General features: G+C 74.1%; 26 protein-coding genes and 1 pseudogene. 11 read left to right on the top strand and 16 right to left on the bottom strand.

The features are described from left to right. Positions 1-79: 79 nt before the first annotated feature. From ACIBEA_RS01765 to ACIBEA_RS01755, 3 genes are read right to left on the bottom strand one after another with little or no spacing between them, the layout of a single operon-like run. On the bottom strand, positions 80-946 hold the full coding sequence (locus ACIBEA_RS01765; RefSeq protein WP_399256797.1) for a hypothetical protein: 867 nt from the start codon (positions 944-946) through the stop codon (positions 80-82). After that, on the bottom strand, positions 943-1,596 hold the full coding sequence (locus tag ACIBEA_RS01760) for a response regulator (protein ID WP_399256795.1): 654 nt from the start codon (positions 1,594-1,596) through the stop codon (positions 943-945). Before ACIBEA_RS01760 ends, ACIBEA_RS01765 begins: the two co-directional genes overlap by 4 nt. Next, positions 1,584-2,831, bottom strand: a complete 1,248-nt coding sequence (locus ACIBEA_RS01755; protein WP_399256792.1) for a histidine kinase — start codon at positions 2,829-2,831, stop codon at positions 1,584-1,586. The genes ACIBEA_RS01760 and ACIBEA_RS01755 overlap by 13 nt, the downstream gene beginning before the upstream one ends. Positions 2,832-3,007: 176 nt before the next feature. On the opposite strand from ACIBEA_RS01755, the gene ACIBEA_RS01750 reads away from it, so the two are divergent. Then, the gene (locus ACIBEA_RS01750) at positions 3,008-3,496 is read left to right on the top strand and encodes a hypothetical protein (protein WP_399256790.1); all 489 of its coding nucleotides are present in this window, start codon (positions 3,008-3,010) and stop codon (positions 3,494-3,496) included. Here ACIBEA_RS01750 and ACIBEA_RS01745 read toward each other — a convergent pair. After that, positions 3,493-4,158: a DUF2278 family protein gene (locus ACIBEA_RS01745; protein WP_399256788.1), complete on the bottom strand. Its 666-nt coding sequence runs from the start codon at positions 4,156-4,158 to the stop codon at positions 3,493-3,495. The two genes, ACIBEA_RS01750 and ACIBEA_RS01745, sit on opposite strands and share 4 nt — an antisense overlap. Positions 4,159-4,326: 168 nt before the next feature. Between ACIBEA_RS01745 and ACIBEA_RS01740 the strand changes: the two genes are divergently transcribed. Further along, on the top strand, positions 4,327-4,683 hold the full coding sequence (locus tag ACIBEA_RS01740) for a YciI family protein (protein WP_399256786.1): 357 nt from the start codon (positions 4,327-4,329) through the stop codon (positions 4,681-4,683). Between the two features lie 107 nt (positions 4,684-4,790). Beyond that, positions 4,791-6,065 carry an RNA polymerase sigma factor gene (locus ACIBEA_RS01735; RefSeq protein WP_399256784.1) on the top strand — a complete coding sequence of 425 codons (1,275 nt, stop codon included), beginning with the start codon at positions 4,791-4,793 and terminating at the stop codon, positions 6,063-6,065. Positions 6,066-6,080: 15 nt separating this feature from the next. On the opposite strand, the gene ACIBEA_RS01730 is transcribed toward ACIBEA_RS01735, so the two are convergent. The 6 genes from ACIBEA_RS01730 to ACIBEA_RS01705 form a co-directional block, all read right to left on the bottom strand. Further along, complete coding sequence (locus ACIBEA_RS01730) at positions 6,081-6,419, bottom strand: thioredoxin family protein (protein ID WP_399256782.1); 339 nt, start codon at positions 6,417-6,419, stop codon at positions 6,081-6,083. Between the two features lie 132 nt (positions 6,420-6,551). Continuing rightward, entirely contained in the window at positions 6,552-6,752 is a 201-nt protein-coding gene (locus ACIBEA_RS01725) for a ferredoxin (RefSeq protein ID WP_399256780.1), read from the bottom strand. Positions 6,753-6,760: 8 nt separating this feature from the next. Next, the gene (locus ACIBEA_RS01720) at positions 6,761-7,951 is read right to left on the bottom strand and encodes a cytochrome P450 (protein ID WP_399256778.1); all 1,191 of its coding nucleotides are present in this window, start codon (positions 7,949-7,951) and stop codon (positions 6,761-6,763) included. Between the two features lie 151 nt (positions 7,952-8,102). Further along, a complete protein-coding gene (locus tag ACIBEA_RS01715) occupies positions 8,103-9,125 on the bottom strand; it encodes an MASE1 domain-containing protein (protein ID WP_399256776.1) in 1,023 nt (340 codons plus the stop codon). A 67-nt stretch (positions 9,126-9,192) separates the two neighbouring features. Further along, positions 9,193-10,050, bottom strand: coding sequence for a PP2C family protein-serine/threonine phosphatase (locus ACIBEA_RS01710; protein ID WP_399256774.1), 858 nt, complete (start codon positions 10,048-10,050; stop codon positions 9,193-9,195). Positions 10,051-10,139: 89 nt separating this feature from the next. After that, positions 10,140-11,105: a pirin family protein gene (locus tag ACIBEA_RS01705; protein WP_399256772.1), complete on the bottom strand. Its 966-nt coding sequence runs from the start codon at positions 11,103-11,105 to the stop codon at positions 10,140-10,142. Positions 11,106-11,283: 178 nt separating this feature from the next. Here ACIBEA_RS01705 and ACIBEA_RS01700 point away from each other — a divergent pair. The 6 genes and pseudogenes from ACIBEA_RS01700 to ACIBEA_RS01675 all read left to right on the top strand — a co-directional run. Further along, positions 11,284-11,667, top strand: a pseudogene (locus ACIBEA_RS01700) (tetratricopeptide repeat protein); the annotation flags it as partial. Positions 11,668-11,763: 96 nt separating this feature from the next. Next, the gene (locus tag ACIBEA_RS01695; protein ID WP_399256770.1) at positions 11,764-12,969 is read left to right on the top strand and encodes a methyltransferase; all 1,206 of its coding nucleotides are present in this window, start codon (positions 11,764-11,766) and stop codon (positions 12,967-12,969) included. Between the two features lie 79 nt (positions 12,970-13,048). After that, entirely contained in the window at positions 13,049-13,840 is a 792-nt protein-coding gene (locus ACIBEA_RS01690) for a MerR family transcriptional regulator (protein ID WP_399256768.1), read from the top strand. Positions 13,841-13,947: 107 nt separating this feature from the next. Next, on the top strand, positions 13,948-14,583 hold the full coding sequence (locus tag ACIBEA_RS01685; RefSeq protein ID WP_399256766.1) for a DUF6230 family protein: 636 nt from the start codon (positions 13,948-13,950) through the stop codon (positions 14,581-14,583). After that, positions 14,574-15,086 (top strand): DUF6114 domain-containing protein, encoded by a 513-nt coding sequence (locus ACIBEA_RS01680; protein ID WP_399256763.1) that lies wholly within the window; start codon positions 14,574-14,576, stop codon positions 15,084-15,086. Before ACIBEA_RS01685 ends, ACIBEA_RS01680 begins: the two co-directional genes overlap by 10 nt. Then, positions 15,083-15,745, top strand: a complete 663-nt coding sequence (locus tag ACIBEA_RS01675; protein WP_399256761.1) for a hypothetical protein — start codon at positions 15,083-15,085, stop codon at positions 15,743-15,745. The genes ACIBEA_RS01680 and ACIBEA_RS01675 overlap by 4 nt, the downstream gene beginning before the upstream one ends. A 158-nt stretch (positions 15,746-15,903) precedes the next feature. On the opposite strand, the gene ACIBEA_RS01670 is transcribed toward ACIBEA_RS01675, so the two are convergent. Then, the gene (locus ACIBEA_RS01670) at positions 15,904-18,663 is read right to left on the bottom strand and encodes a penicillin acylase family protein (protein WP_399256759.1); all 2,760 of its coding nucleotides are present in this window, start codon (positions 18,661-18,663) and stop codon (positions 15,904-15,906) included. 157 nt (positions 18,664-18,820) lie between these two features. Between ACIBEA_RS01670 and ACIBEA_RS01665 the strand changes: the two genes are divergently transcribed. After that, on the top strand, positions 18,821-19,135 hold the full coding sequence (locus tag ACIBEA_RS01665; RefSeq protein WP_399256757.1) for a DUF2087 domain-containing protein: 315 nt from the start codon (positions 18,821-18,823) through the stop codon (positions 19,133-19,135). Positions 19,136-19,188: 53 nt separating this feature from the next. Here the strand turns inward: ACIBEA_RS01665 and ACIBEA_RS01660 are convergent, their stop codons facing one another. From ACIBEA_RS01660 to ACIBEA_RS01645, 4 genes are all read right to left on the bottom strand, one after another. Then, complete coding sequence (locus ACIBEA_RS01660) at positions 19,189-20,748, bottom strand: YncE family protein (RefSeq protein ID WP_399256755.1); 1,560 nt, start codon at positions 20,746-20,748, stop codon at positions 19,189-19,191. Between the two features lie 26 nt (positions 20,749-20,774). Next, positions 20,775-21,311, bottom strand: a complete 537-nt coding sequence (locus ACIBEA_RS01655; protein WP_399257893.1) for a hypothetical protein — start codon at positions 21,309-21,311, stop codon at positions 20,775-20,777. Positions 21,312-21,550: 239 nt separating this feature from the next. Then, positions 21,551-21,991 carry a nucleoside deaminase gene (locus ACIBEA_RS01650; protein WP_399256753.1) on the bottom strand — a complete coding sequence of 147 codons (441 nt, stop codon included), beginning with the start codon at positions 21,989-21,991 and terminating at the stop codon, positions 21,551-21,553. After that, positions 21,988-22,881, bottom strand: a complete 894-nt coding sequence (locus ACIBEA_RS01645) for an LLM class flavin-dependent oxidoreductase (RefSeq protein WP_399256751.1) — start codon at positions 22,879-22,881, stop codon at positions 21,988-21,990. Before ACIBEA_RS01645 ends, ACIBEA_RS01650 begins: the two co-directional genes overlap by 4 nt. Positions 22,882-22,974: 93 nt before the next feature. Between ACIBEA_RS01645 and ACIBEA_RS01640 the strand changes: the two genes are divergently transcribed. After that, positions 22,975-23,433 (top strand): Lrp/AsnC family transcriptional regulator, encoded by a 459-nt coding sequence (locus tag ACIBEA_RS01640; RefSeq protein WP_399256749.1) that lies wholly within the window; start codon positions 22,975-22,977, stop codon positions 23,431-23,433. A 6-nt stretch (positions 23,434-23,439) separates the two neighbouring features. On the opposite strand, the gene ACIBEA_RS01635 is transcribed toward ACIBEA_RS01640, so the two are convergent. Continuing rightward, positions 23,440-24,888, bottom strand: coding sequence for a dihydrolipoyl dehydrogenase family protein (locus ACIBEA_RS01635; protein ID WP_399256746.1), 1,449 nt, complete (start codon positions 24,886-24,888; stop codon positions 23,440-23,442). Between the last annotated feature and the right edge of the window lie 159 nt (positions 24,889-25,047).

Below are 25,047 nucleotides of genomic sequence, written 5' to 3'. Positions count from 1 at the left end.
CGCCGGTCAGGGTAGGCGGTACGGGCCGGGGGCATTGAGGGGGGCCGAGCGAGGGGAGCCACGGGCGGACGGCAGCGTGCTACGGGTAGCGCGCCTGCGCCCGCCCCGACTCCACCGACAGGTCCAGGTGGCCCGGCGCGGCCGGATCCCGCATCCCCCGGGCCACCTCCAGGCTCCCGCTGCCCACGCGGCTCGCCACCTGGAAGCGGGTGCCCACGGGCACGGTGACCTGGACCGCCCCGGAGTCGGACCGCGCGGTGAGCCGGACCGGCGGGGTGAGGAAGCGGGCGACGGCGGAGCCCGTACCGGCCCGGATGTCGGCTTCCGGGGAGGTCAGCGCGCTGCCCTCCAGGGAGCCCGAGTGGACGACGGCCCGCAGCGGGCCGCGCAGCGCGGTGAGCCGCAGGGCGCCCGAGCCGGTCTCGACGTCGACGGCGCCACCGAGGCCGCTGATGTCGACCTTGCCGGAATCGCCGGTCACCCTGACCGGGATGTCCGCGGGGACGCTCACGCCCAGGTCGACCGTGCAGCCCGAGCCCGCGCGGACCAGGCCGTCCCCGCCCGGACAGCGCGGCGTCAGCCGCAGCGTGCCGCCGAGCCAGCTCTCCTCGATCTCGGGCCGGCCGAAGGACCAGAGGAGGTCGGCGCGGTAGGCCACCTGCTGGTCGGCGCGGGGGCTGACGGTCACGGACGCCGCTCCGGCGTCGATCTCCAGCGCGGTGACCGGCCGTTCGCCGCTGCCACCGTGCAGCACCCCCCTCCCGCCGGCCTGCTGGTTCCAGAGCGTCCAGGCCCCCGGGGCCACGATGAAGACGGCGCTCAGCGCCGCGGCCACGGTCCACGCGGTCCGGTGCCGGGGGCGCGGGGGCGCTCCCCCGCCCGCCTGGGCCGCGGCGACCCGATCGTCCCCGTCGCCCCCGTCGTCGCCGCCGCGCACCGGACTCACGAGGACCCGTCCAGGAAGCGGAGCACGGCGAGGACCCGACGGTGGTCGCCGTCGGCCTGCGGCAGGTCGAGCTTGGCCAGGATGTTGTTGATGTGCTTGGCCACCGCGCTCTCGCTGATGACCAGTTCGGCGGCGATGCCCGCGTTGGAGCGGCCCTCGGCCATCAGCGCGAGCACATCGCGCTCGCGCGGGGTCAGCCGGTCCAGCGGGTCGAGCCCGCCGCCGCGGCGCAGCAGCAACTGGGCCACGACCTGCGGGTCGAGCGCGGTGCCGCCGCCCGCGACGCGCTTGAGGGCGTCGATGAACTCCTCGACGTCGGCGACCCGTTGTTTGAGGAGGTAGCCGATGCCGCCGGTCCGGCTGGCCAGCAGATCGGCCGCGTAGCGCTCCTCGACGTACTGCGAGAGCAGCAGCACCGCGGTCCCCGGCCACTGGCGGCGGATCATCAGGGCGGCCCGGACGCCCTCGTCGGTGAATCCGGGCGGCATCCGGACATCGACCAGGGCGAGGTCCGGGGCGTGCTCCTCGACGGCGGCGAGCAGACCCTCGGCGTCCTCCGTCTCGGCGGCCACCTCGAAGCCCGCCATTTCGAGGACTTTGACCAGCCCTATTCGCAGCAGCACCGAGTCTTCGGCGATCACAGCGCGCACGGCAACTCCACAATCACGGCGGTCGGGCCCCCGAGGGGGCTGTTGATCACGATGGTTCCGTCGACGGACCCTACGCGTTTGCGCAGGCCCACCAGCCCGGTGCCGCCCGCGGGGTCGGCGCCGCCCACCCCGTCGTCGGTGACGGTGATGCGCAGCAGGTCCCCGCGGCGCCGGGCGACGACCTGGCAGTGGTGCGCCCGGGCGTGCTTGGCGACGTTGGCGAGCGCTTCGGAGACGACGAAGTAGGCGACGGCCTCGATGGTGGGACCGGGCCGCTCGGCGAGCTCCACCGTCAGCTCGACGGGCAGCGGTGCGCGGGCGGCGATGCCGGAGAGGGCCGCGTCGAGACCGCGGTCCTCCAGGACGGCCGGGTGCAGGCCGCGCACCAGGCTGTTGAGTTCCTCGATGGCTTCCTTCGCCTCGCGGCGGGCCTCGTCGATGACGGCCTTCGCCTCGGGCGGCAGGTCGGGGAGGGTGGCCCGGGCGATGCCGAGGTTCATGGCGAGGGAGACCAGTCGCTGCTGGGCTCCGTCGTGCAGGTCCCGCTCGATGCGGCGGCGTTCGAGGTCGGCCGCGTCCAGGACCCCGGCCCGGCTCTCGGCGAGGTCCTCGACCCGGCGCTCCAGCTCCCGGGCCCGGTTGGGCCCCAGGAGGGTGCGCGCGAGGGCGGTGTCCAGGCGGGCGAGGCCCGCGGCCAGCCAGGGCGTGAGCAGCACCAGCAGCACACCGGCCACGGTGAGCAGGACCTCGTCGTCGATCCAGCCCGCCCCCCGTTCGTCGACCGGCCGCATCCACGACCAGGCGAACACGCCGGCCCCCGCGAGCCCGCCCGCCCAGCCCAGCACGACCAGCCCCCCGCCGAGACCGGCGAGCGGGCTGACCAGGAGGTGGTAGCCGTACTGCCGCCAGGTCGATTCGGCCCGCAGCCGCTCCAGCCAGCCGCGCGGCGACCACCAGGGCGCCTCGCGACGGAGCTCGGGCACCTCGACGGCCGACACGGACCACAGGCGGCTGCGTTGGAGCCGGGTGAGCAGGGGCTGGAGGGCCAGCAGGATCAGCAGCCCGGTCGGTGCGCGGCCCGGGGTCACGAAGAAGGCGGTGAGCGCCGCCGTCGCGGGCAGGGCCGGCGGGATGGCGGCGACCGTGAACACGGTGTTGCGCCGGGCCCAGGCCGACCACGGCGTGTGCCCGGCGATCCAGGTGTACGTACGCCGCAGCGCGCCGGAAGGTGCCATGCGCATACGGTAATCGCACAGGTCGGGGGCCTCCACCACCCTGGTGCCCGCTCGGGGGTGTAGCCAGTGCCACCCCCTTTCCGGACCGCTCCACTACTGACCGCGAGCCCGCTGACCAGCAGAGTTGTCACCGTGCTCGGGGGAAGGACCGCCGGGCCGGAGGGAGTTGTGCCGCCATGACGCTCGTCGCACCGCAGCTGCGGACCCGCCGCGTCCCCCGGCTGTTCGCCGCCCCCGCCTTCGGCGGGCCGGGCGCTCGGCGCGCCCCCCGGGCGGCCACGGTGCTGACGGCCGCCGGAACGGCGTTGGTGCCGTGGATCGCCGTGCTGGCGAAGACCCTGCCGCACACCGTCGAGGTCTCCCACTGGTCCACCGCGTGGATCGGTCTGGACGTCATGCTGGCCGCCGGACTGGCCGGTACGGGACTGCTCGTCAAGCGGGACGATCCGCGGGCCGGGGCGCTGGCCGCGGCGACGGCGGCCGCACTGGTGCTGGACGCCTGGTTCGACGTCACGACGGCGGCGGCGGGCGGCGCGCGGCTGACGGCGGTGGCCCTCGCGCTCTGCGCGGAACTCCCCCTGGCCGCACTGTGCACCTCGATCGCGGTCCGCCGCCCACAGCCCACCGCCGTCGCCGCGACCGCCGAAGCGGCCCCGGTGGCCTAGGCCGGGAGCGGGTGGCCGTCCTGGTCGGTCGCGTCCGCCTGCGTGGAGAACCGGGACAGGAACGCGTCGTACCGGCCGTCCGGGCGGCGGACGAGCGTGGCCCCGTCCTGCCAGATGCCGTTGTCGTCCCACCACTGGCTGTCACGGGGGTCGCCCTGGTTCTGGTGGACGTTGTGCACGCCGAGCCCCTCGTCGAAGGGCTCACCGAAGACGAGCACCTGCCGCCCGGGCACGAGCAGCGGCTCCAGCGCCTGCGAGGCCTCCAGGTAGCTGCCGGAGATCCACGGCCGCGGCCGGCTCACGCGGTCGATCAGCCCCTGGAGCCAGCCCGGCGGGCGGCGGACGAAGAGGCAGCCCGCCCGGTCCGCGAGCGCCGGGTGCCTGAGGTAGTCCAGCGCGCCCGACCCGGAGGCGCGGGACAGGTCGTGGAAGCCCGTGGCCGAGGGGTCCACCGGTTCGAGCACCGACGGGTAGAGGGTGAGGACCTTCCACTGCACTCCGGTGCTGGAGTGCTTGCTGTCCACGTCGATCGCGCAGGCGTAGCGGCCCGCCGGGGTGTCGACCTCCAGGTGGACGTGGAACCAGCGGCCCTGGTCGTCGGGATCGTCGCGGAAGTGTCGGTGGAGGGTTCCGGACAGTACTCCGTAGTTCTCGAGCGGCATGGTCCCAGTCAACCACCGGCCGCCGCGAGAACCCGCGGAAAAGAATTCTCCGGCGTGTGTCGATCCCGCCGCCCGCCGTTCGACGTATGAGTGAGGGGCGGGGAAGGAACCCCGCCTCCGTACATCCCCCCGTACGGCCCCCGTACGGAACGGCACGAGGAGCACGTCATGCCCCGCTACCTTTCGATGATCCGCCTCGACGAGGCCAACGCCCCGGTCGAGGGCCCCAGCGACGCGCTGATGGAGCGGATGGGCCTGCTGATCGAGGAGATGACGAAGGCCGGGGTGCTGCTGGACACCGCCGGGCTCACCCCCACCGCGCAAGGGGCCCGGGTGACCTGGGACGGCGGCCGGACCTCGGTCGTGGACGGCCCGTTCACCGAGGCCAAGGAGGTCGTCGGCGGCTACGCGATGCTCCAGTGCAAGGACCTGCCGGAGGCGGTCGAGTGGACGAAGCGGTTCCTCGCGGTCCACGAGGACTACTGGACGATCACCTGTGAGGTCCGCGAGGTCGCCGAGGGCTGAGCCGCCCGCGCCGCACCGCGCCGCACCCCTCCACCGCCCGGCCCGGCCTCGTTGCCGGGCCGGGCGGTGGGGTGCTCTGATGGGTGGCCGTGAGGACAGACAGCACGGTGGAGACCGTTTTCCGGATCGAGTCCGCGCGGATCATCGCTTCGGCCGCGCGGATCGTCCGGGACGTCGGGCTCGCCGAGGAGATCGCCCAGGACGCCCTCGTCGAAGCCCTGGAGCAGTGGCCGCGCACGGGGGTGCCGGACAATCCAGCGGCCTGGCTGACGACCACCGCCCGCCGCCGGGCGGTCGACCTGGTGCGCCGGCGCGAGACCTACGCCCGCAAGCTCGCGGAGCTGGGCCGGGACGTGGACGAGGCGGCGTACGATCCCGAACCGGCCGGCCCGGACGACATCGACGACGACGTGCTCCGGTTGATCTTCACCGCCTGCCACCCGGTGCTCCCGCCGGACGCCCGGATCGCGCTCACCCTGCGGCTGCTGGGCGGGCTGACCACGGACGAGATCGCCCGGGCGTTCCTCGCGCCGGAAGCGACCGTCGCCCAGCGCATCGTGCGGGCGAAGCGGGCGCTGGCGAAGGCGCGGGTGTCCTTCGAGGTGCCGTACGGGCCCCAGCGCACCCAGCGGCTCGCGGGGGTGCTGGAGGTCATCTACCTGATCTTCAACGAGGGCTACTCGGCCACCGTCGGCGACGATCTGATCCGCCCGGCGCTCTGCGAGGACGCGCTGCGGCTCGCCCGGCAGCTGGCCGCGCTGATGCCCGCGGAGGCGGAGGCGCACGCGCTGGCGGCGCTGCTGGAGATCCAGGCCTCGCGGACGGCGGCCCGTACCGACCCCGAGGGCCGGCCGGTCCTCCTCGCCGACCAGCGGCGCAGCCGCTGGGACCGCCTGCTGCTCCGGCGCGGTTTCGCGGCGCTGGCGACGGCGGGCGACCTGGGCGGCCCGCCCGGGCCGTACGCCCTCCAGGCCGCCATCGCGGCCTGCCACGCCCGGGCCCGTGGCTACGAGGAGACCGACTGGACGGCGATCGCCGCGCTGTACGGGCGGCTCGCGGCGCTCGCGCCCTCGCCCGTGGTCGAACTGAACCGCGCGGTCGCCGTCTCGATGGCCGAGGGGCCCGAGGCCGGCCTGGCCGTGGTGGACGCCGTGGCGGGGGCGCCCGTGCTGAAGACCTACCACCTGCTGCCCAGCGTCCGGGGCGAACTGCTGGCCCGGCTCGGCCGGAGCGCCGAGGCCCGGGCGGAGTTCACCCGCGCCGCGCGGCTGACCCGCAACGCGCGGGAGCGGACCCTGCTGCTGCTCCGGGCCGACGCGGTCGCGGCGCCGGAGCCCGGGCCGGAGCCGGCGGGCCCCACCGGCGCGGCGGGCCGGGGCTGACGCGGCCGGACCGGGTCAGAGGGCCGCTTCCAGGAACTCCGCGAGCTCCGCCCGGTCCAGCGGCCCCTCCCGGGTGGCCACGACCTCGCCCGCGGTGACGAGCACGAACCAGGGCGCGCTGGTGACCCCGTAGCGGGCGGTCGGTCCCGGGCAGCGGGTCATGTCGGCCTTGACGGCGGTCAGCCGCCCGGCGTGGGCGGCGGCCGCCTCCCGGACCAGGGCGTCGGCCTCCTTGCACACGGCGGCGACCTTGGGCCAGGTCCCGGTGAAGTAGGCGAGGACCGGCCCGGGGGCGTGCCCGAGGATGAAGTCGAACTCCGCGTTCTCCAGCGGCTGGTGGACCGGGCTCGCCATCGGGGCTCCTGGGGGTGGTGATCGGTGCGGCAGCACCATCATGCGAGGACGGGCCCCGCTGCCGCCAACCGGCCCCCCGGTGCCCCGCGCCGCCGGGTGGCGCGGGGCACCGGGGGGCCGGGGCGTCCGCCCTCAGACGGGCCGTACGGCGATGGCTCCCACCGGGCAGGCCCGGGCCGCTTCGCGGACCAGCGCGCTGCCGTTGCCGTCCTCCTTTCCGGGCAGCAGTTCGCTGAGCCCGTCGTCGTCCTGCGTGAAGACGCCCGGTGCGGTCAGGGCGCACTGTCCGGCGCCGATGCAGACGTCCTTGTCGATGTCGATGCGATGGGCCACGGCGCGGCTCACCAGGTCACGGGGAGTTCGAGCATCCCCTGGATGGTGTTCGCCGGTTTGAAGGGGATCTGCTCGGCGGGCGCGGCCAGGCGCAGTCCCGGCAGGCGTTCGAAGAGGACCTGGAGGGCGATCTCCACCTCGGCCCGGGCCAGGTTCTGCCCGAGGCACTGGTGGATGCCGAAGCCGAAGGCGACGTGGTGCCGGGCGGACCGGTGCCAGTCCAGGGCGTCCGGCCCCGGGTAGGCCGACGCGTCGCGGTTGATGACCGAGGTGGAGAAGACCACCCCCTCGTCCTTGCGGATCGTCACCCCCGCGACGTCGACGTCGACGGTCGCGACCCGGAGCATGCCGTCCGCGATCGAGAGGAACCGCAGCAGTTCCTCCACGGCCGCGGGCATCAGCTCCGGCTCGGCCCGCAGTTCGGCCAGCTGCTCGGGATGGCGGAGCAGGGTGAAGGTGCCGAGCGAGATCATGTTCGCGGTCGTCTCGTGTCCGGCGACCAGGAGGATCGTGGCCAGGTCGACGAGTTCCGCACGGTCCACCTCGCCCGTGAGCAGGCGCTGCGCGATCAGCTCGTCGAGCAGCCCGTCGCCGGGTTCGGTGCGCTTGCGGTCGATCAGTTCGCCCAGGTAGCGGTTCAGCTCGTCGCGGGCGTCCCCGACCTCGACGGCGTCCTTCCCGCGCAGCAGCCGGCGCGACTGCGCCTCGAAGAAGTCGTGGTCGGCGTACGGCACCCCGAGCAGGGCGCAGATCACCATCGACGGCAGGGGCAGGGCGAAGGCGTCGACGAGTTCCGCGGTCGGCCCGTTCGCGATCACCGCGTCGATCAGCCGGTCCGCGGTCTCGCGGATCTGCGGCCGCAGGGACGCCGTCCGCTTGAGGGTGAAGCTGGGGATCAACATCCGGCGCTGGACGTTGTGCTCGGGGTCGTCCACCCCGAGCAGGGCGACCCGGCGGTTCTGCAGGCCCTTCAGGCGGGCCGCGGGGTTGGGGAACGCCTCGTTCTGGCGGTTGGAGGAGAGCCGGGAATCGGTCAACAGGGCCCGCGCCTCGGCGTGGCCGGTGACCACCCACACGGAGCGGCCGTCGTAGAGGGTGACCCGGGAGAGGGGCCTCGCCTCGCGCAGCGGCTGGTAGGCGGCCGGCGGGTGGTAGGGGCAGGTGCGGTCCTGGGGAAAGGCAACAGCGGGTTCCGTCATGAGTTGACCTCACAAGCGATCGATCGGTCGTGTGACCCCTCCATTAGATGCCTCAGGCATCTATAGGTGCTATGTGAAGTTCGGCCAAATCACCCGCACGGACGCACCACCGGAGCCGACGCCCGGCCCGGGCCGATCAGTCCCCCGCCGATCAGTCCCCCGCCGATCGGTCCCCCGCCGTGCCGGATCCGCGCCGCCCCTCCCGGTCCGGCGGTGGCCATTCCTCGACAGGATGCCCCGGTACGAGGCGCTCCACCAGCTCGGCCATGTCCAGGCACGCCTGCTCGATCTTCTCCCGGACGTTCTGCTGCTCGGTGACCAGGGCCGACAGCAGCAGTCCGGTCAGCGCCACGGAGCCGTTGAGCGCCTGGAGGTTCACCATGACCTCCAGGAGCGACTGGCCGGCGAAGGGCCCGACCCGGTCGTTCGCCGCCGAGATCGCCAGTACGGACACCAGGAGCACGCACGGCGCGGCCCCCGGCAGCCGGAACCGCAGCGCGGCCCAGATCAGCAGCGGGAAGACGAGGAAGAGCAGGGCGATCGAGCTGCGGGTGACGAAGAGCGAGACGCACACGACACCGACCGCCAGCGCCGCCGCCTCCGCCCATCGCAGGGGGTCCCGGGACAGCCCGTACGGCCGCCGCAGGACGAGCAGCAGCGGGGTCAGGACGAGCACCCCCATGGCGTCCCCGGCCCACCAGGCCGCCCAGAAGGACCAGAACCCGTTCGGCGGGAGGCTGCCGCTGAGCACCACCGCCACGGATCCCACGGTGGCGCTGATCAGCATCGGGACCATGCCGCCGAGGAAGACCAGCGCCACGCCGTCCCCCAGCCGGTCCAGCGCGGGGCGGAAGCCCACCTTGCGGAGCAGCAGGGCCGCGCACACCGGCGCGAGGGTGTTCCCCGCGAGGATCGCCAGACCCGAGGGCTGGAACCCGTCGATCGTCTCGATCACGAGGTAGCTGCCGAGGGCGATTCCCGGCCAGACCCCCAGCCCCAGCCGCAGCAGGCAGCTCAGCGCGATGCCCGTCGGCAGGAACAGGGGCGTGACGACGGCGCCGTCGATCTCGACCCGCTGGAGCAGACCGATCCGCCCCGTCAGGTAGTAGGCGACGGCCACGGCCAGGATCCGCAGGACCGGAACGCCCCACCGTCGCCACCGCTCGTTGCGCACCGCACCATCAGAACACCGTCCCCGCGTCCCGGCAGGACGTGACACGCGCCCCGGCAGGTCCCCGGGCTCACCCGCACGGGCCCGCGGGGACCTCCTCCGGCGGGCCGGCCGTCGCGTCGTGGGACAGGACGAGCACCGCGGCGTCGTCGGCGTGCCCGGTGGAGTCCGCCACCTCCATCACCGCGGCCGCGAGCTCGCCCGGATCGGCGCCCGCACCCTCCCTGACCACGCGGGCGACCCGGTCCAGCCCCTCGTCGATCGGGAACGTCGGCCCTTCGACCACCCCGTCGGTGAGCAGGACGAACGCCCCCGCCTTGGTCAGCCTGCGCCGGGTGACCGGGTACACGGCGCCCGCCAGCATCCCCAGGGGCACACCCCCGGCGTCCAGGGATATGCCGTATTCCCCGTCGACGGTCGCCCAGACGGCCGGCACGTGGCCCGCGCGGGCGCTCTCCAGGGCCCAGCCCCCCGGATCGAAGCGCAGGAAGCTACAGGTCGCGAAGAGGTCGCAGTCCACCGACAGCAGCAGGTCATTGGCCCTGCGAAGCACCTCGCCCGGGTCCGCCGCGGAGGCCGCCACCGCACGTAGCCCGATCCGCACCTGGCCCATGAAGGCGGCCGCCTCGACGTCGTGGCCCTGGACGTCACCGAGGGAGAAGCCCAGTGCGCCGCCCGGCAGCGGGAAGCCGTCGTACCAGTCGCCGCCTATGTCCAGGCCGTGCCGGGCGGGCGCGTAACGCGCCGCGGTCCGCAGCCCGGGCACGTTCGGCAGGGCGGCCGGGAGCATCCTGCGCTGGAGGGCCTCCGCCAGCTCGACCCGGGCCTGCTGGAACTCCGCCCGCTCGCGGGCCTGCGCGGTGAGCAGTCCGAGCCTGATGAGCAGGTCGTCGGCGCTCGTCGGCCGCGGAGCACGTGGCGGGGCCATGGACCGCTCCCAGGTGTGACGGACTGGCGCGCACATCATATTTCGGGGCGGCCCGCGGCGCCCGTCGGGAGCCCCGGGCCGCCCCCGGGTCAGCGGACGCGGCCCCGGGGCTTGAGGGGGACCGGCGGGAGCTCGGGGGCCGGGATCGGCGCGCCGTCGTACCCCTTCACCTCGCCGTAGCGGGTGCCGCCCATCCACTCCGAGCGGGCCTGGTGGATCTCCTCGTCGGTGCGGGCCACGAAGTTCCACCACATGAGGATCTCCTCCTCGAACGGCTCGCCGCCCAGCAGCATCAGGCTCGCGTCCGAGGAGGCCCGCAGCGGCAGCTCGGTGCGCCCGCAGCCCAGGTAGAGCATCGATCCGGGCAGCACCGCGACCCCGTCCACCACCGCCTCGCCCGCCATCGACAGGACCGCGTACTCGAAGTCCGGCTCCAGCGGCAGCCGGGCCTCGGCCCCGGCGGCCAGGGTGATGTCTGCGCCGACGAGGGGGCTGTACGTGGTCCCGGGCGAGGTCGCGGTGTCGAGCGTGCCCATGATCACCGTGGCGGACAGGCCCGGAGCGGTGACGTGCGGCAGCTCTCCGTGGTGCTCGAAGTGCGGGGCCACCTGGCGGTGCGCGTCCGGGAGCGCCACCCACAGCTGGGCGCCGTGCAGGAAGCGGGCGTGCCGGCGGGGGCTCTCCTCGGAGTGGCTGATGCCGCTGCCCGAGGTCATCAGGCCCAGCTCGCGGACCCCGACGGTCTGCAGGCTGCCCACGCTGTCGCGGTGCAGGACCTCGCCCTGGTGCAGCCAGCTGACCGTCTGCAACCCCTGGTGGGGGTGCGGGGCCACCTGCATGCCGGGCTCGTCGGCGATGTCGTCGGGACCGTAGTGGTCGACGAAGCACCAGGCGCCGACCATGCGGCGGCCCAGGTTCGGCAGCAGCCGGCGCACTTCGGTGCCCGCGCCGAGGGTGACCCGGCGGGGGCTGAGGAGTTCACGGACCGGTTCGGCGACGACGAAGCCGCGCCCGCCGCAGGCGGACAGGGCGGGCCGGCGTTCGAGATTGCTCATGGGCACAACCTAGTGCTGCGACCGGGAAGGTTCACCGCGTCACGACGCCCGGCGCGACGCGGCCGCGCGGAATGTCCGGCGCCGCGCCCGCGTTGCAGCCACCGCACACCCCGACGACCGAGCGGGCCGGACGGACCGAGCGGTCCGCCGCGGCCGAGAGGAACCGATGGACACGCCGATGGAGCCGACGCCGACCCCGAAGCACCGGGCCGGGGCCCAGGCCCCCGCCGCGTACTACGAGCAGGGCACGGCGGCCGAGCGCTGGACCCGCGCCGGGCTGTTCTTCGACGCCAAGGAGTACGTCCCGGCCGCCCGCGTGCTGGAGACCCTGACCGCCGAGGCCCCCGAGCAGTTGGCTCCCCGGCTGCTGCTGGCCCGCACCTACTACCACTCCGCCCGGCTCTCGCTCGCCGAGCGCGAGCTGCGCGCCCTGCTGGAGCGATGGCCGGTGGAGGACTACGCCCAGCTGCTGCTCGGGCGCACCCTGGAGCGCCAGGGGCGGGCGGCCGAGGCGGCCCCGCACCTGCGTATCGCCGCCGCGATGGCGGGCGAGTTCCCCGAGGCGCGGGAGGCGGACCGGGCCGGGGAGGCCCGTACGGACGCCCCGGCGGCGCCGGGTGCGGGCGCGGGCCGCGTACTCGGCTAGCCTGGGTCCCATATGAACCGCCTCACCACGCCTTTCGGCTCCCACCAGCTCACCCGCTTCCCCGAGGACCCCCGCGACCGGCTCCGCGCCTGGGACGCCGCCGACGAGTACCTGCTGCGGCACCTCGCCGCCGGTACCGGCGAGCGCCCGCCGGTGGAGCTGGACGGGCAGATCACCGTCCTCGGGGACCGCTGGGGGACTCTGGTGACGGCGCTGGCCGCGCACCGGCCGGTACAGATCACGGACTCCTCCCTCGCCCACGAGGCGACCCGCCTCAATCTGGCGCGCGCCGGGGTGCCCGAGGCCGACGTCCGCCTGCTGACCACTCAGGACGCCCCGCCGGAGCGGATCGACGTCCTGCTCGTCCGCGTGCCCAAGAGCCTGGCGCTGCTGGAGGACCAGCTGCACCGACTGGCCCCGCGCCTGCACGCGGACACCGTGGTCGTCGGCACCGGCATGGTCAAGGACATCCACACCTCCACGCTGCGGCTCTTCGAGCGCATCGTCGGCCCGACCCGGACCTCCCTCGCGGAGAAGAAGGCCCGGCTGATCTTCGCCACGCCCGGCCCGCAGGCCGCCCGCGAGGCCGCCGCGCCCGGGCCCTGGCCGCTGACCTACACCCTGGACGAGGACTCGGGCGTGGCCTCCGGGCTCACCGCGGTCAACGAGGCCGGGGTCTTCTGCGCGGACCGGCTCGACATCGGCACCCGTTTCCTGCTCCAGCACTTCCCGCAGCGCACGGGCGCCGCCCGGATCGTGGACCTGGGCTGCGGCAACGGCGTGGTCGGCACGGCCGCCGCGCTCGCCGAGCCCGGCGCCGAAGTGATCTTCACCGACGAGTCGTACCAAGCGGTGGCCTCGGCGGAGGCGACGTACCGGGCCAATGTCCCGGAGGGCGACCGCAAGGCCGAGTTCCTGGTCGGTGACGGGCTCGCCGGAGTACCGGACGGCTCGGTGGACCTGGTGCTGAACAACCCGCCGTTCCACTCGCACCAGGCGACGACCGAGGCCACCGCGATGCGGATGTTCGCCCAGGCCCGCCAGGCCCTGCGGCCCGGCGGCGAGCTGTGGGTGGTCGGCAACCGCCACCTCGGTTACCACGTCCGGCTGCGCCGGCTCTTCGGCAACAGCCAACTCGTCGCGAGCGACCCGAAGTTCGTGGTCCTGCGCGCGGTCAAGCAGGCCCCCGCACCCAAGGACCGACCCGCCGGAGAATGAGCGTCCCCACCGGTCAGCGACCGGTGGATACCCGCCGGTACCGGCCAGGAGCGTCCGGATCACCTCCTAGACTCGGCCCGTGAGCAGCAGCCGGGTCGGGCCGACCCCATCCGCGGGCGAGCGCGCGGCGCACCACGGCGACGGGCCCGCGGCCCGCTACCGCCGGGAGGAAGTCGCCCTCGCGGCGGGCGTGAAGGTGCGCAACCTGCGCTACTACCAGGAGCGCGGCCTGCTCCCGCCGCCCCTGCGCGAGGGCCGGATCGCCTGGTACTCCGACGACCACCTCGCCCGACTGCGGTTGATCAACGACCTCCTGGGCCGGGGCTACACCGTCAACGGCATCGCGGAGCTGCTGCGCGCCTGGGAGGAGGGCGGCGGCATCGGCCGACTCCTGGGCCTGGAGCGGGAGATGACCCGGGGCTGGGTGCACGAGGACCCGGTCACGATGACCCTGGCCGAGCTGCGCGCGCTGTTCGGCGCGGCGGCCACCGCGCAGCACACCCGGCGCGCGGCGGCCCTGCGGTACGTCACGATCGAGGGCGACACGGTGACCTTCCCGAGCCGCGGGCTGCTGGAGGCGACCGTGGCGCTGGTGCGGCAGGGGGTGCCGCTCACCGAGATCCTGGACGCGGGGGACTTCGTACAGACCCAAGCGGCAGCGCTCGCGGACCGGTTCGTGGGACTCTTCCGATCGCATGTGATCGGCCCGGCCGGGCTGGAGCACCTTTCGGCCACCCAGGTTCAGCACATCACCGATGCGGTGGCCGCCCTGCGTCCGGTGGCGGGCGAGGTCGTGGCCGCCGAGTTCGCCCGTGCGATGGCCCGGCGGGTGGAGGCCGAGGCCGCCGAACTGCTGCGTACGGAGCAGTAGGAGTCGGCCGAAACCGGGCGTTCCCGCAACCTTGCCAACCACCATTGGCACTCTTACATTCAACTCGTCGGTAACAACGGTGCACAGCCGATATATAGGGGCATCCGGTGGAAGATTCCCAGAATTTACCTGACAACGCTGTCAACAGCGCTGACGGCCGGGTCAGATGGCGGCGCTTCGCCGTCCTGACCCTCCCGGCGGTCGCGGTCACGGCGGGCCTCGGGATAGCCCTGGCGCAGGGCGCGCTCGCCGCCTCCTTCGCCGTGTCGGGGCAGCAGTTCAAGGTCTCGGCGCAGAGCCTGGAGGGCGAGGGCTTCGCCCAGTACGGCAGCGTCGACGTCAATGCCCGGGGCGAGCTCATCCCGGTGGCGGTCACCGCCATCAAGGAGGCCAAGCTCCACAGCCTCTGCCAGTCGGTGGTCACCACGCTCCCGCTGATCGGCGACATCTCGCTCAACCTCACGGCGGGCCAGAAGAATCCGGTCGAGGCCAGCAACCTCTTCGTGGACGCGACCCAGCTCTCCGGCGACGCGGTCTTCAGCAACATCGAGATCGGCCGGGACGCCTCCACCCTGGACAAGGGTCCGACGGAGGCCGTGGGCATGCAGGACCTCTTCGCCCAGCAGGCCGACAGCGTCACCATCAGCAACCTGCACCAGACGGCGTGGGCGACCAACGCCGGCACCTTCAAGCTCTCCGGCCTCAACATGAACATCAGCAAGGGCAAGAAGGAATGCTTCTGACCCGGGGCGGCGCCCGGGACGGCACCGGCCCGGAGACCGGCACCCCGTCCGGCGGCGGCCGGCGGCCCGGGAGGTTCCGTCGCTGGAGGCGGAGCAGACCCTTCTGGGGCGGCTTCTTCACCCTTCTCGCCGGGGCCGAGATCTGCGCGCTGCCGCTGGCACCGCTGAAGATCATGCTCCAGCAGGGCGTGGCGGGCATCCCGTCCGTCCTGATGGGGATCGTCATGATCGTGATGGGGCTCTCCGCCTGGTTCTCCCCTCAGCACCGCACCCTGGCGGGGATCCTCACGACGCTCATCGCCACGGCCGCGCTGGTCCTGTCGAATCTGGGCGGGTTCCTCATCGGCACCCTGCTCGGCATCCTCGGCGGCGGTCTGATGTTCGCCTGGCAGCCTTCCGCCGCGCCCCACCGCACGTCCGCCACTCCCCCCACGCAGACCACTCCTCCCCCCTCTCCTGCGCCCCCCACGCAGGACACCGATCCCCAAGGAGCGCCGTCATGACCCGTACGCGCACCCGCACCGCACTCGCCCTGGCCGCCGGTCTCGCGGCCGCCGGGGCCCTCACCCTGGGCTCCGTCCCCGCGACGGCGAGCCCCTTACCCCTGGCGGGCTCGACCACCGTCTCGCCCGCCGGACACGCCTTCAAGGCCACGCTCAGCGGCAAGGCCACCCTCAAGGCCGGCTCGGTCACCGTGACCTGCTCGGTCTCCGTCTCGACGGGTTCGGTCCCGGCCGCTCCCGGCAACCACAACGCGGCCGGGGCCGTCTCCTCGCCCATCTCGCCGCCGACGTACAGCTCGTGCACCTCCAGCATCCCCGGGGTCACGCCGACGGTCACCACGAGCGGCGCGTGGTCCGTCTCGATGCAGAACGGCTCGCCGATCACGGCCACGATGACCGTGCCCACCGGCGGTCTGGTCGTGCACACGACCGGCCTCGCGACCTGCACCGTGACCACCGCCCCCAGCGGTCCGGCCGCGGTCGCGGGCACCTGGACCAACGGCGCCCCCTCCAGCCTGACCTTCACGAACGCCACCGTGCCGGTCACGGTCACCGGCGGCTTCGGCTGTCCGACGAGCGCGACCAGCTCGACCTTCAACGCCGTGTACAAGGTGACGGACACCACCGACCCGGCCCAGCAGATCACCGTCGCTCCCTGACCCCCGCACGGTGAACGCCGCCCCGCCGCCCCCGGTCAGCACCGGGGACGGCGGGGCTTCGCGCGGGGTCGGGCCGGTTCGGCGGTGCGCCGGTTCAGCGGTGCGCCGGTTCAGCGGTGCGCCGGTCCAGCGGTGCGCCGGTCCAGCGGTGCGCCGGTTCAGCGGTGCGCCGGGAACTCCACCACCTGCTGGTAGGTCGGCCGGTTCTGCCAGGTGGTCATCGGGTGGGCGAGCCCACCCACCGGACGCTGGACGATGCCGTCCGCGCACCACTGCTTGCCGGCGGCGCAGGTGCCGTCGGCCGGGTAGACCGCGGCCGGGGTCGCGGCCGCCGCCTGCTTCAGGGTGGCGAGCAGGACGTCACGGCAGCCGCTCGGCGAACCGCCCCCGCAGTAGACCCGGGAGGGCGGATCGGCCACCGGCCGCCCGAGGACCATCCGTAGATCCTCGTCCGCGTAGCTCCACCACCCGTACTGGAACGCGGAGCCGGCGTGCGAACCGGTGGGCCCGTGGCCCGCGTTGGGTGCCTCGTCGATGGTCAGCGAGGCCCGCAGGGCGTCGTACAGGGGGGCGCCGAGACCGGGCTTGAACTCGGCTTCGATCAGCAGCGGCCACCACGCGTCCATGATGCGGATGGCGTCGGCGTTCGCGTAGGTCTGCGAACCCGGGGCGGTCTCCTTGCGTTCGCTGCCGGCGTCGCGCCAGGCGGCCAGCTTCTGCACGGCCGCGGCCGCCGCCGGATCGGTGACGGGCGCGCCGGCGAGGACGTCGATCAGCTCGGGCAGCAGGTTCTCCCCGCGCAGGTCGGTGACGGCCGCGTCCTCCATGGCCCGGGTGAGCGAGGCCCGGGTGACGCCGCCCGCGGCGACGAGCGGTTTGACCCGGTCGTCCAGGAGGCTGGCACGGTGCACCGCGCCCATCCCGAAGCCGGCCGCCCCGTACCCCTTGGCCTGCTTGTTGTTCCAACTGATGTAGTAGTCCTGCCCGATGGACTGCGGGTGTTCGGCGGGCGGCGTGTAGGCGGCCGTGTTCGCGGTCGGGTCGAAGTCCCGCCACTCGTAGGCGGCCCGGCCGAGGACGGGCAGTGCGGGGTCGGCCCCGGCGGCCCGGACCGGGTTCGCCCCGCTGTTGTAGTAGGCGGCTTCGCGGGAGTCGGCGTAGAACCAGTTGAAGGCGTAGCCGATGTGCTGGGCGGCCTGCTGGAAGGCGCGGGCGTCCGTCACGTACGCCGGGTCGTTGAGCATCTGGAAGCCGATCATCGAGTCGGCCTCGTGGCGGTAGGTCGAGCGCAGTGCGGTGTAGGCGACCGGCTTGCCCGCGACGCTCGCGCGGTGCGTGACGATGCCGTAGGCGGTGCGCCACACCTGCATCCGGTAGGAGCCGGCCGCGGTGCCGTCGGCGACGCTGGGGGTCCAGGCGTTGCTGTGCTCCAGCTTCTCCATGGGCGTGCAGGTCCCGCGGAACAGGTAGGAGGCTGAGGCGGTGGTCGGCGCGGCGCCGCCCGGTTCGCACAGCTCGACGGCGAAGGTGTCGGTGATGTCCTGCCCGGCGGAGGTCGCGCTCCAGGCGTAGTCCTGGCCGCGCCCGAGCTGTACGTACATGCTCACGCCCGCGAAGGAGGCCCCGCGCGCGCTCAGGCCCGGGCCCTGGAGCTCCTGGAGCATGAGCAACTGGGGTGCCAGATAGCCGGTCTGCGGACCGAAGACGGCGACGGGATGACCGCTCGCGGTCTTCGCGCCGGAGACGAGCAGCGCGTTGGACATGCTCTGCTTGACCGGTTTGGGCGGCGCCGCCGCGGCCGCGGCGGTCGCCGCGCCCTTACGGTCGTACACCAGCGGTTCGGCGACGACCGAGCCGGCGTCCGGGAGCGCGGTGCCCTGGGGGGCCGCCGGCTTCTGTGCGTAGGGGAAGCTCGTCCCGTCATGGACCGTCAGCACGGCCTCGGGATCCTCGCGTCCGCGGAAGGACTCCCAGACCCGGGTGCCCTCCTCCAGGCCGAACTTCTGCTGCGCTGCCAGGAGCGAGACCGCGGCCTGCACCTCGCCGCCGCCACCGCCGCCGAAGAGCCCGCCGACGACGGAGGCGAGGGCGATCAGGTCGGTGAGCTTGAAGGGCTGGATCTCCCCCGCGTTGGTGATCGAGTCGATGTGACCGGTGAGGACGTACTCGCCGGGGAAGTAGCGGCCGTTCTTCGACTGCGTCCGGTAGTCGTTGATGCCGTCGACGTACGCCTGCGCGTCCGCCATCGCCTGGCGACCGCGCTCGCCCTCGGTGGTGCGGATCCGGTCCACCTGGGCCTGCAGGTCGGCTTCGGTGTAGGGGGCCTGGGGCCAGAACTCCTGCTCCAGGCCCTGGTTGGCGAGGGCGCCGCCCGCGAAGGGGGTCAGGTCCCCGCGCCCGACGTGCCGGAAGAGGTCCATCTGCCACAGCCGGTCCTGGGCGGCGGCGTAGCCCGCGCCGTACTCGGTGCCGTAGCGGGTGGTGCCCTTGATGTGGGGCACGCCGGACTTCTTGTCCCGGGTGATGGTGACGTCGGAGCGCGGGCTGATCGTGGAGGCCACCTGGGACGAGGGGACGCCGAAGGAGGCGTCGTTGAAGAAGTCGTTGATCTTCGCATCGGTGAGGCCCGGGTACCCACCCGCCAGCGCGGCGTAGCGCGCCAGTTGGTCGGAGGTGTGCTCGGGCAGGGTGCCGAAGGCCTTGTGGAGCAGGATCTGGGCGAGGGTGGCGTTGCCGCTCTGGCCGGGCGGCAGGATGTCGGAGCACTGGCCGCCGCAGTAGTCCGCGACGGGGAGCGGGACGGGGTCGACGGCGGACCGGGCCGCCGAGGCGGTCGCGAGGGGGGAGAACAGGGCGGCGCCCAGGGCGATGAGCCCGCCGACGACGGCGGTGCGCAGGCGGGCGGTGGGGCGTTTCATGGGTGCTCCTCCGAGAGGCGGGGAACGGTTCCCGGAGGGTACTGGCGGGGACTACCACTCAGTAAGATGAAGGAGCGTCACTTTTTGGTGCGCGGGGAGAGCCGTGTGCGGGAAAACCGGTTGCCCGGGGCCCGGCCGCCGGGTCAGGCTGCCGCTCATGTCCGAGAACGCAACGCAGCACCCGCCCCGTCCGTCCGCCCGCGCCGAACGGAACCCCGTGGCCGACCTGTTCTCCGCCACGGGCCGACTGAAGGCGGTCCCGCGCAAGCCGGCCCGCCGCGACCAGCTCCTGCGGCACCTGGCCGAGACCCTGTTCGAGCCGGATCGCGACTACACCGAACCCGAGGTCAACGGGGCGCTGCGCTCCGTGCACGACGACAGTGCCGCGCTGCGGCGCTACCTGGTCATCGCGGGCCTGCTGACGCGGACCCGCGACGGCGGCAGCTACCGGCGCGCGACGCTCCCGGCGTAGCCGGCGGGGCGGGGCGCCGGCGGGCCTCAGGCGCCCGGCACGCCCGGCGGGCCTCAGGCGTCCCGCGGGCCCGGAGCGTCCGGCGTGCGGCGACCCCTGCGGGCGAGCAGCCAGCCGCCACCGGCCAGGAGCGCCGACGCGGCGGCGGCCAGGGCGCTCACGGCGACACCGGTGGACGCGAGCGCGCCACCGGCGGCACTGGAACCACCGCCGCCGACCGTGGAACCGGAAGCCGTACCCGATGCCGCCGTGCCGGACGCCGGGGCACTCCCCGACCCGCCTCCCGCACCGCCCGTGGTGCCCGGGCCCGCGGCGTCGCCGGTCGTGATGACCGGCACCTGACCGCCGGTGGAGGCGGACGGGAGGGGCGACGAGACCGACGGCGCGGGTGACGGCCCCTGCGGGCCCGTGGGACCGGGCGTGGGCGTCGGCGAGGGCCCCGGGCCCGGGGTGGCCGGCGGCGAACTCCCGTCCGTGGGACCAGGGGTGGCCGGCGGGGGCGGCTCGAACCGCTCCAGCCGGGTGATCCGGGCTCCGGCCGGGTCGGACACGAACACCACCTTGGCGCCGGGGGCCACCGCGACGGCGGCCGCACCCAACTGCCCCTGATTGCCGGGCAGTACGACGGGTGGCGCGGCCTCCTTCAGGTCCGCCGAGCGCAGCACGGTGAGCGTGCCGTCGCCGTCGCTGCCCGGCCGGCCCGGGTCCCCCGCGTCCTGCCAGACCACGAAGACCTGGTGGGTGGCGCGGTCGAAGGCGGCCGCCCGGGGCAGGTCCACTCCGGTGACCGCGCCGAGGGGGGCGCCCGTACGGTCGTACGCGAGCACGGAGTTGTCGAGCCCGACCCACACCGCGCCGGTCTCCGGGTCCACCTCGACGAATCCGCCGAAGCCCTCCCCGGCGGGGAGCCGGACCGTGGCGGCGACCGTGAACGACGCGAGGTCGACCCGGTACAACGCGCGGCCGGCGTAGTCGGCGAACCAGGCCGCGCCGCGCGCCGCGTCGACGGCGAACTCCGTTCCGCCGTCGAGCGCGAGGGAGCGCCGGACCGTCACCTCGGCGGTGTCGACCTCCTCCAGCACGGAGCCCTGCGCGACGAGAACCGTGCCGGGGGTGGCGCCCGGGCCGACGTCGGTGACCGTCGCCCCCGGGAGCCAGCCGCCCGTCACGGCCGGGTCCCCGTCCTTGGCGGTGCCGATACCGCGCAGCGGATAGACGAAGGCGGCGCCGTCGCCGGGCAGCGGGGCCGCGAACCGGCCGACCGCGCGCGGGCCGAGCGCGCCGGTGGGTCCGGGCGCCCGGGTGACCGTACTGCGCACCTTTCCGTCGGCCGGGTCCAGTACGTACAGCCCGTTCTCGTTGACCCCGGTGGTGTCCGGCAGATCGGCCGAACCGACGTACAGCTTGCCGGAGTCGGGGTGCAGGAGCAGGTCGCGGGGCCGCCCCGTGGTGGTGAACTGCGCCACCGCCCGGTAACTCGCGGTGGCGGCGGGCGCGCCGCTCGCGGCGGACACCGAGGTGCCCGCCGCGAGCGCGCCGAGGACGACGGCGACCGCGGTGACCACGGTGACCGTGACGGTGACGCCGACGGCGCTCTGCTGGCGGAGGGTCATGGGGATCGACCGGTCGACCGGGCCGGCTAGTTGAAGGTCACCGGGGCGTGCACGTCGTAGGCGCGGTTCCCGGAGTTGAAGTGGTCGGCGCGGGTGACGACCGCGCATTCCACGGTCTCCCCGCAGACCTGCCCGTTGCCGAGGTCGGCCTTGACGTGGATGGTGACGCTGAAGCTGCCGCCGGGCCCGAAGACGGAGGTGTTGGGGAGGGTGCCGCCGCCGACGTCGGAGACCCAGTGGGAGGCTCCGGTGGTGCCGGCCTGGTCCGAACCGCCCAGGCACGGCGTGGGCTTGGCGGCGCCCTGGGCGCCGTTGACCGCACAGAGGCCGACGTAGACGCCCTTGGCGGTGTTGTAGCCGCTGCCGGTGACGGTGATGTTCTGGCCCGTCGCGGCGGCGGCGCCGGGCGCGGTGAGCGAGAGGTGGTAGGTCGCGCCGCCGTCGGTGACCGTGCGCGTCGACGTGGCGGCCGAGGCGGAGGTGGCCATGCCGAGGGCCACGGCGATGGTGGCCGTGGCGGCGACGGCCGTACGGACGGCGATGCGGGCGGCGATGCGGGGCATGCGGGCGGCACTCATCGGGGAACACCTTTCGGGCGCGGGAGGAGGGGCGGGAAGGCCCGAGGATGGCGCGGAGCACGCCCCGACCACCTCGACTTAGGTAAGGCTAACCTAATATCGATCAAGATGGGAAGGGTGGTTCCGGCCGTCCGGATCCAGGAGATGTCGGGAACTCCGGCCACTCCGCGCCCGGTTCGCCGTCGACCACCCACGCGTACGGCGCGCGCCAGGAGCCCGCAGCCCTACCGCGGGTACTGCGGGTAGTACCGGGCGACGGTCTCCCGCACCTCCTCGAAGAGGGCGGGACCCTCCTGCGGCACGGGCGGTCGCCCGCTGCCCGACCTGATGCCCGCCAACTGCTCACCGGACAACGCGAACACCACCCGTCGCAGGCCCGCCAGCCGGATGACCTCCGCGCACATCCCGCACGGCTCGCAGCTGGTGTACAGCGTGGTGCCCGCCGCCGTGACCGCGTCCAGCTCCCGCGCCGCCCAGCGCGCCAGCTTCAGTTCCGGATGCGCGGTGATGTCCGCGTCGCTGCGGGTCGTGTTGCGCTCCTGCGCCAGCACCGCGCCGTCCGGCCCGGCCAGCAGCGATCCGAAGGGCGGATCGCCGCGCTCGCCCGCCTCTCCCGCGAGCGCGATCGCCCGCCGCAGGAGGGCCTGGTCCTCGGGTGTGGTCATGACTGCTGCTCCGTTCCGGTGCGGTGCGGTGTGGTGTGCGGTGTGCGGTGTGCGGGGCGCAGGTGCGCGGCCACCGTCGCCAGTGCCTGCCAGGCCGCTTCCGGGTGACACGTCCGGCGGGGATCGCCGTCGTAGGGGTCGAGGATCACGGACTCGGCGCCCAACAGCCTTATCGCCTCCAGATCTTCGACGACCTGCCCGATCGTTCCCTGCCCGGCGAGCCGGTCCGGCCCGAGGACCGGCTGCGCCGTGAGCCCGAGGGCGATCCGGGGCGCGAGCGCGGGCGCGGGCCGCCGCAGGTCCTCCGCGTGCGCCGCGAGCCGCACCGCGGCCTCGCGCAGCCACGCCACGGTGGGGCGCAGCGGATGCCACGCGTCCCCGAAGCGCACGGCCCGGCGCTGCCCCGCGTCGCTGTTGCCGCCGACCCACACCGGGATCCTGCGGTCCCCGTAACCGGCGGTGTCCGCCCAGGCCTCCCGGAGGCCGCGCAGGTGGTCGTCGGTCAGCCGGCCCCGCTGCGCGAAGGGGATTCCCAGGGCGGCGAACTCCTGCCGCGCCCAGCCCGCTCCGACGCCCAGGACCAGCCGGCCGCCGCTCAGTTCGTTGGCGTTGGCCGCCATCCGGGCCGTGAGCAGCGGGTGCCGGTAGGGAGCGATGAGGACCGTCGTGCCGAGCAGGACCCGGGTGGTCAGGCCCGCCAGCCAGGACAGGGTGGTGAACGGCTCGTAGAAGGGCGCGGGATAGCGTACGGCGACGTCGGGCGTGATGGCCACGTGGTCCGAGACCATCAACAGGTCGTAGCCCAGGTCCTCCACGGTCCGGGCCCAGCCGCGCAGGACTCCCGGATCGGTGCCGGGGCCGAAATTGGGGACGTTCACTCCGATCTTCACACCGTCGAGCCTAGCCAGGCGGCGGGACCCCCAGAAGCGACTCCCGCCTGCACAAAAGCAGTTCGGCCGTGGATCCGCCGGTATTCTGGCCCGATGACCGAGACTCTTGACGCAACGGACTGGGCGATCCTGAGGGAGGTCCAGCGGGAGGGCCGGATCGCCTTCACGGAGCTGGCCCGACGGGTGAACCTGAGCGCCTCCGCGACGAAGGAGCGGGTGCGGCGGCTGGAGGAGGCCGGGGTGATCACGGGGTACCGGGCGGACGTGGACCTGGAGCGGACCGGGTACGGCGTGCTGGCGGTGGTCCGGCTCAAGTACCCGGGCCCGGGCACCCGGCACGAGCCCCTGCGCCGCCTGCTGGAGGCGCGCCCGGAGATCCTCGAATGCCTGCGCACCACCGGGGACGACTGCTACGTCCTCAAGGTGGCGACCACCTCGATGGGCCACCTGGAGGAGGTGGTCGACGAGCTGGCCGCCTTCGGCAGCACCACCACCAACCTCGTCCTCAGCCGCCCCCTCCCCCTCCGCGGCCCGCGACCCGCTACCCCCTGAAGCGATCTAGGAAGCCTCGTCGGCGTCCCGGTAGCTCTCCAGCAGCCGCAGCCAGATCTCGCTCATCGTCGGGAACGCGGGAACCGCGTGCCACAGCCGGGCGATCGGCACCTCCCCGACCACCGCGACGGTGGCCGCGTGCACCAGTTCGGCGGTCCCCGGGCCCACGAAGGTGGCGCCCAGGAGGACTTCGCGGTCGAGGTCCACGACCATCCGCGCCCGGCCCCGGTACCCGTCGGCGTACAGCCCCGCCCCGGACACCCGCGCGAGGTCGTAGTCGACGGCGCGCACCCGGTGACCCGCCCGTTCGGCCTCCGCGGCGGTCAGCCCGACCGCCGCGGCCTCCGGGTCGGTGAAGACCACCTGCGCCACGGCGGCGGTGTCCGCGGTGGCCGCGTACGGGCCCCAGCGCCCCTCGTCCGCCCCGGTGGCGGTGCCTGCCGCACGGGCGGCGATGGCGGCCCCCGCGATCCGTGCCTGGTACTTGCCCTGATGGGTGAGCAGCGCCCGGTGGTTGACGTCCCCGACCGCGTACAGCCAATCGGTTCCGGACACCCGGCAGCTCTCGTCGACCGCGATCCAACCACCGGGCTCCAGCCCCACGGTGTCGAGGCCGATGTCCTCGGTGCGCGGGACCCGACCGGTCGCCATCAGCAGCTCGTCGCCCTCCAGGGTCTCCCCGCCGGTGAGCACGACCGTGACCGGCCCGGTCGCCCCGTCACGCACGACGGCCTCCACGTCCACGCCCGTACGGACCACCGCGCCCGCTTCCCGCAGCGCCTCGGCGACCAGTTCCCCGGCGAAGGGTTCCATCCGGGGCAGCAGCCGCGCGCCGCGCACCAGCAGCGTCACCTGCGACCCGAGGGCCTGCCACGCGGTGGCCATCTCGACCGCCACCACCGAACCCCCGACGATCAGCAGCCGCTCCGGGGCCTGCCCGGCCGAGGTCGCCTCACGGCTGGTCCACGGGCGGGCCCCGGCCAGCCCCGGCAGGTCGGGCAGCCGGGCCCGGGTGCCGGTCGCCACGACCACGGCCTGCCGGGCGGAGAGCACCGTGTGCTCCCCCTCGGGGCTGGTGACGGCGATCTTCCGGATCCCGTAGAGGCGGCCGTGCCCCCGGTAGAGGTCCACGCCGATGGACGCGAGCCAGTCGCGTCCGCCGTCGTCCTTCCAATTGCTCGTCCAGTAGTCCCGGTGGGCCAGCACGGCCGCCGCGTCGAGCGGCCCGCGGACGGCGTCGGCCAGCCCCGGCACCTTGCGCGCGTCCGCGCGCGCGAGCGCCGGGCGCAACAACGCCTTGCTGGGCACGCAGGCCCAGTACGAGCACTCCCCGCCGACGAGTTCGCTCTCCACCAGCGCCGCGCTCAGCCCGGCCGCCCGGACCCGGTCGACGACGTTCTCCCCCGCGGGCCCCCCGCCGAGCACCAGGACGTCGTACTCCACCGCTTCCGACATAAACACCTTCCAGGGTTCCCACCGCGTCCACCCGGACCCGACGGAATCCCGGCCAGGGGCTCATAGCCCGTCACCTTACGCGGGGCGGAAGGGACATCGACCGGACGGCGACGGCCCGGCGTGGTGCACCGGCGGGTGGCGGTGCACCGTGCCGGGGCC

Origin of the sequence: Streptomyces sp. NPDC051555 (assembly GCF_044454405.1) — a bacterium.
In the GTDB taxonomy this organism is placed as follows: Bacteria; Actinomycetota; Actinomycetes; order Streptomycetales; family Streptomycetaceae; genus Streptomyces.
This window is presented reverse-complemented; position numbering and strand designations above follow the sequence as displayed.

What these genes read in the sequence shown, in the direction of transcription:
- ACIBEA_RS01695 (WP_399256770.1), top strand. Translation starts at nt 11,764, where the DNA reads ATGAACCGCCTCACCACGCCTTTCGGCTCCCACCAGCTCACCCGCTTC.
- ACIBEA_RS01740 (WP_399256786.1), top strand. Translation starts at nt 4,327, where the DNA reads ATGCCCCGCTACCTTTCGATGATCCGCCTCGACGAGGCCAACGCCCCG.
- ACIBEA_RS01675 (WP_399256761.1), top strand. Translation starts at nt 15,083, where the DNA reads ATGACCCGTACGCGCACCCGCACCGCACTCGCCCTGGCCGCCGGTCTC.
- ACIBEA_RS01635 (WP_399256746.1), bottom strand. Translation starts at nt 24,888, where the DNA reads ATGTCGGAAGCGGTGGAGTACGACGTCCTGGTGCTCGGCGGGGGGCCC.
- ACIBEA_RS01655 (WP_399257893.1), bottom strand. Translation starts at nt 21,311, where the DNA reads ATGCCCCGCATCGCCGCCCGCATCGCCGTCCGTACGGCCGTCGCCGCC.
- ACIBEA_RS01730 (WP_399256782.1), bottom strand. Translation starts at nt 6,419, where the DNA reads ATGGCGAGCCCGGTCCACCAGCCGCTGGAGAACGCGGAGTTCGACTTC.
- ACIBEA_RS01750 (WP_399256790.1), top strand. Translation starts at nt 3,008, where the DNA reads ATGACGCTCGTCGCACCGCAGCTGCGGACCCGCCGCGTCCCCCGGCTG.
- ACIBEA_RS01705 (WP_399256772.1), bottom strand. Translation starts at nt 11,105, where the DNA reads ATGAGCAATCTCGAACGCCGGCCCGCCCTGTCCGCCTGCGGCGGGCGC.
- ACIBEA_RS01650 (WP_399256753.1), bottom strand. Translation starts at nt 21,991, where the DNA reads ATGACCACACCCGAGGACCAGGCCCTCCTGCGGCGGGCGATCGCGCTC.
- ACIBEA_RS01745 (WP_399256788.1), bottom strand. Translation starts at nt 4,158, where the DNA reads ATGCCGCTCGAGAACTACGGAGTACTGTCCGGAACCCTCCACCGACAC.
- ACIBEA_RS01665 (WP_399256757.1), top strand. Translation starts at nt 18,821, where the DNA reads ATGTCCGAGAACGCAACGCAGCACCCGCCCCGTCCGTCCGCCCGCGCC.
- ACIBEA_RS01720 (WP_399256778.1), bottom strand. Translation starts at nt 7,951, where the DNA reads ATGACGGAACCCGCTGTTGCCTTTCCCCAGGACCGCACCTGCCCCTAC.
- ACIBEA_RS01680 (WP_399256763.1), top strand. Translation starts at nt 14,574, where the DNA reads ATGCTTCTGACCCGGGGCGGCGCCCGGGACGGCACCGGCCCGGAGACC.
- ACIBEA_RS01640 (WP_399256749.1), top strand. Translation starts at nt 22,975, where the DNA reads ATGACCGAGACTCTTGACGCAACGGACTGGGCGATCCTGAGGGAGGTC.
- ACIBEA_RS01755 (WP_399256792.1), bottom strand. Translation starts at nt 2,831, where the DNA reads ATGGCACCTTCCGGCGCGCTGCGGCGTACGTACACCTGGATCGCCGGG.
- ACIBEA_RS01670 (WP_399256759.1), bottom strand. Translation starts at nt 18,663, where the DNA reads ATGAAACGCCCCACCGCCCGCCTGCGCACCGCCGTCGTCGGCGGGCTC.
- ACIBEA_RS01660 (WP_399256755.1), bottom strand. Translation starts at nt 20,748, where the DNA reads ATGACCCTCCGCCAGCAGAGCGCCGTCGGCGTCACCGTCACGGTCACC.
- ACIBEA_RS01710 (WP_399256774.1), bottom strand. Translation starts at nt 10,050, where the DNA reads ATGGCCCCGCCACGTGCTCCGCGGCCGACGAGCGCCGACGACCTGCTC.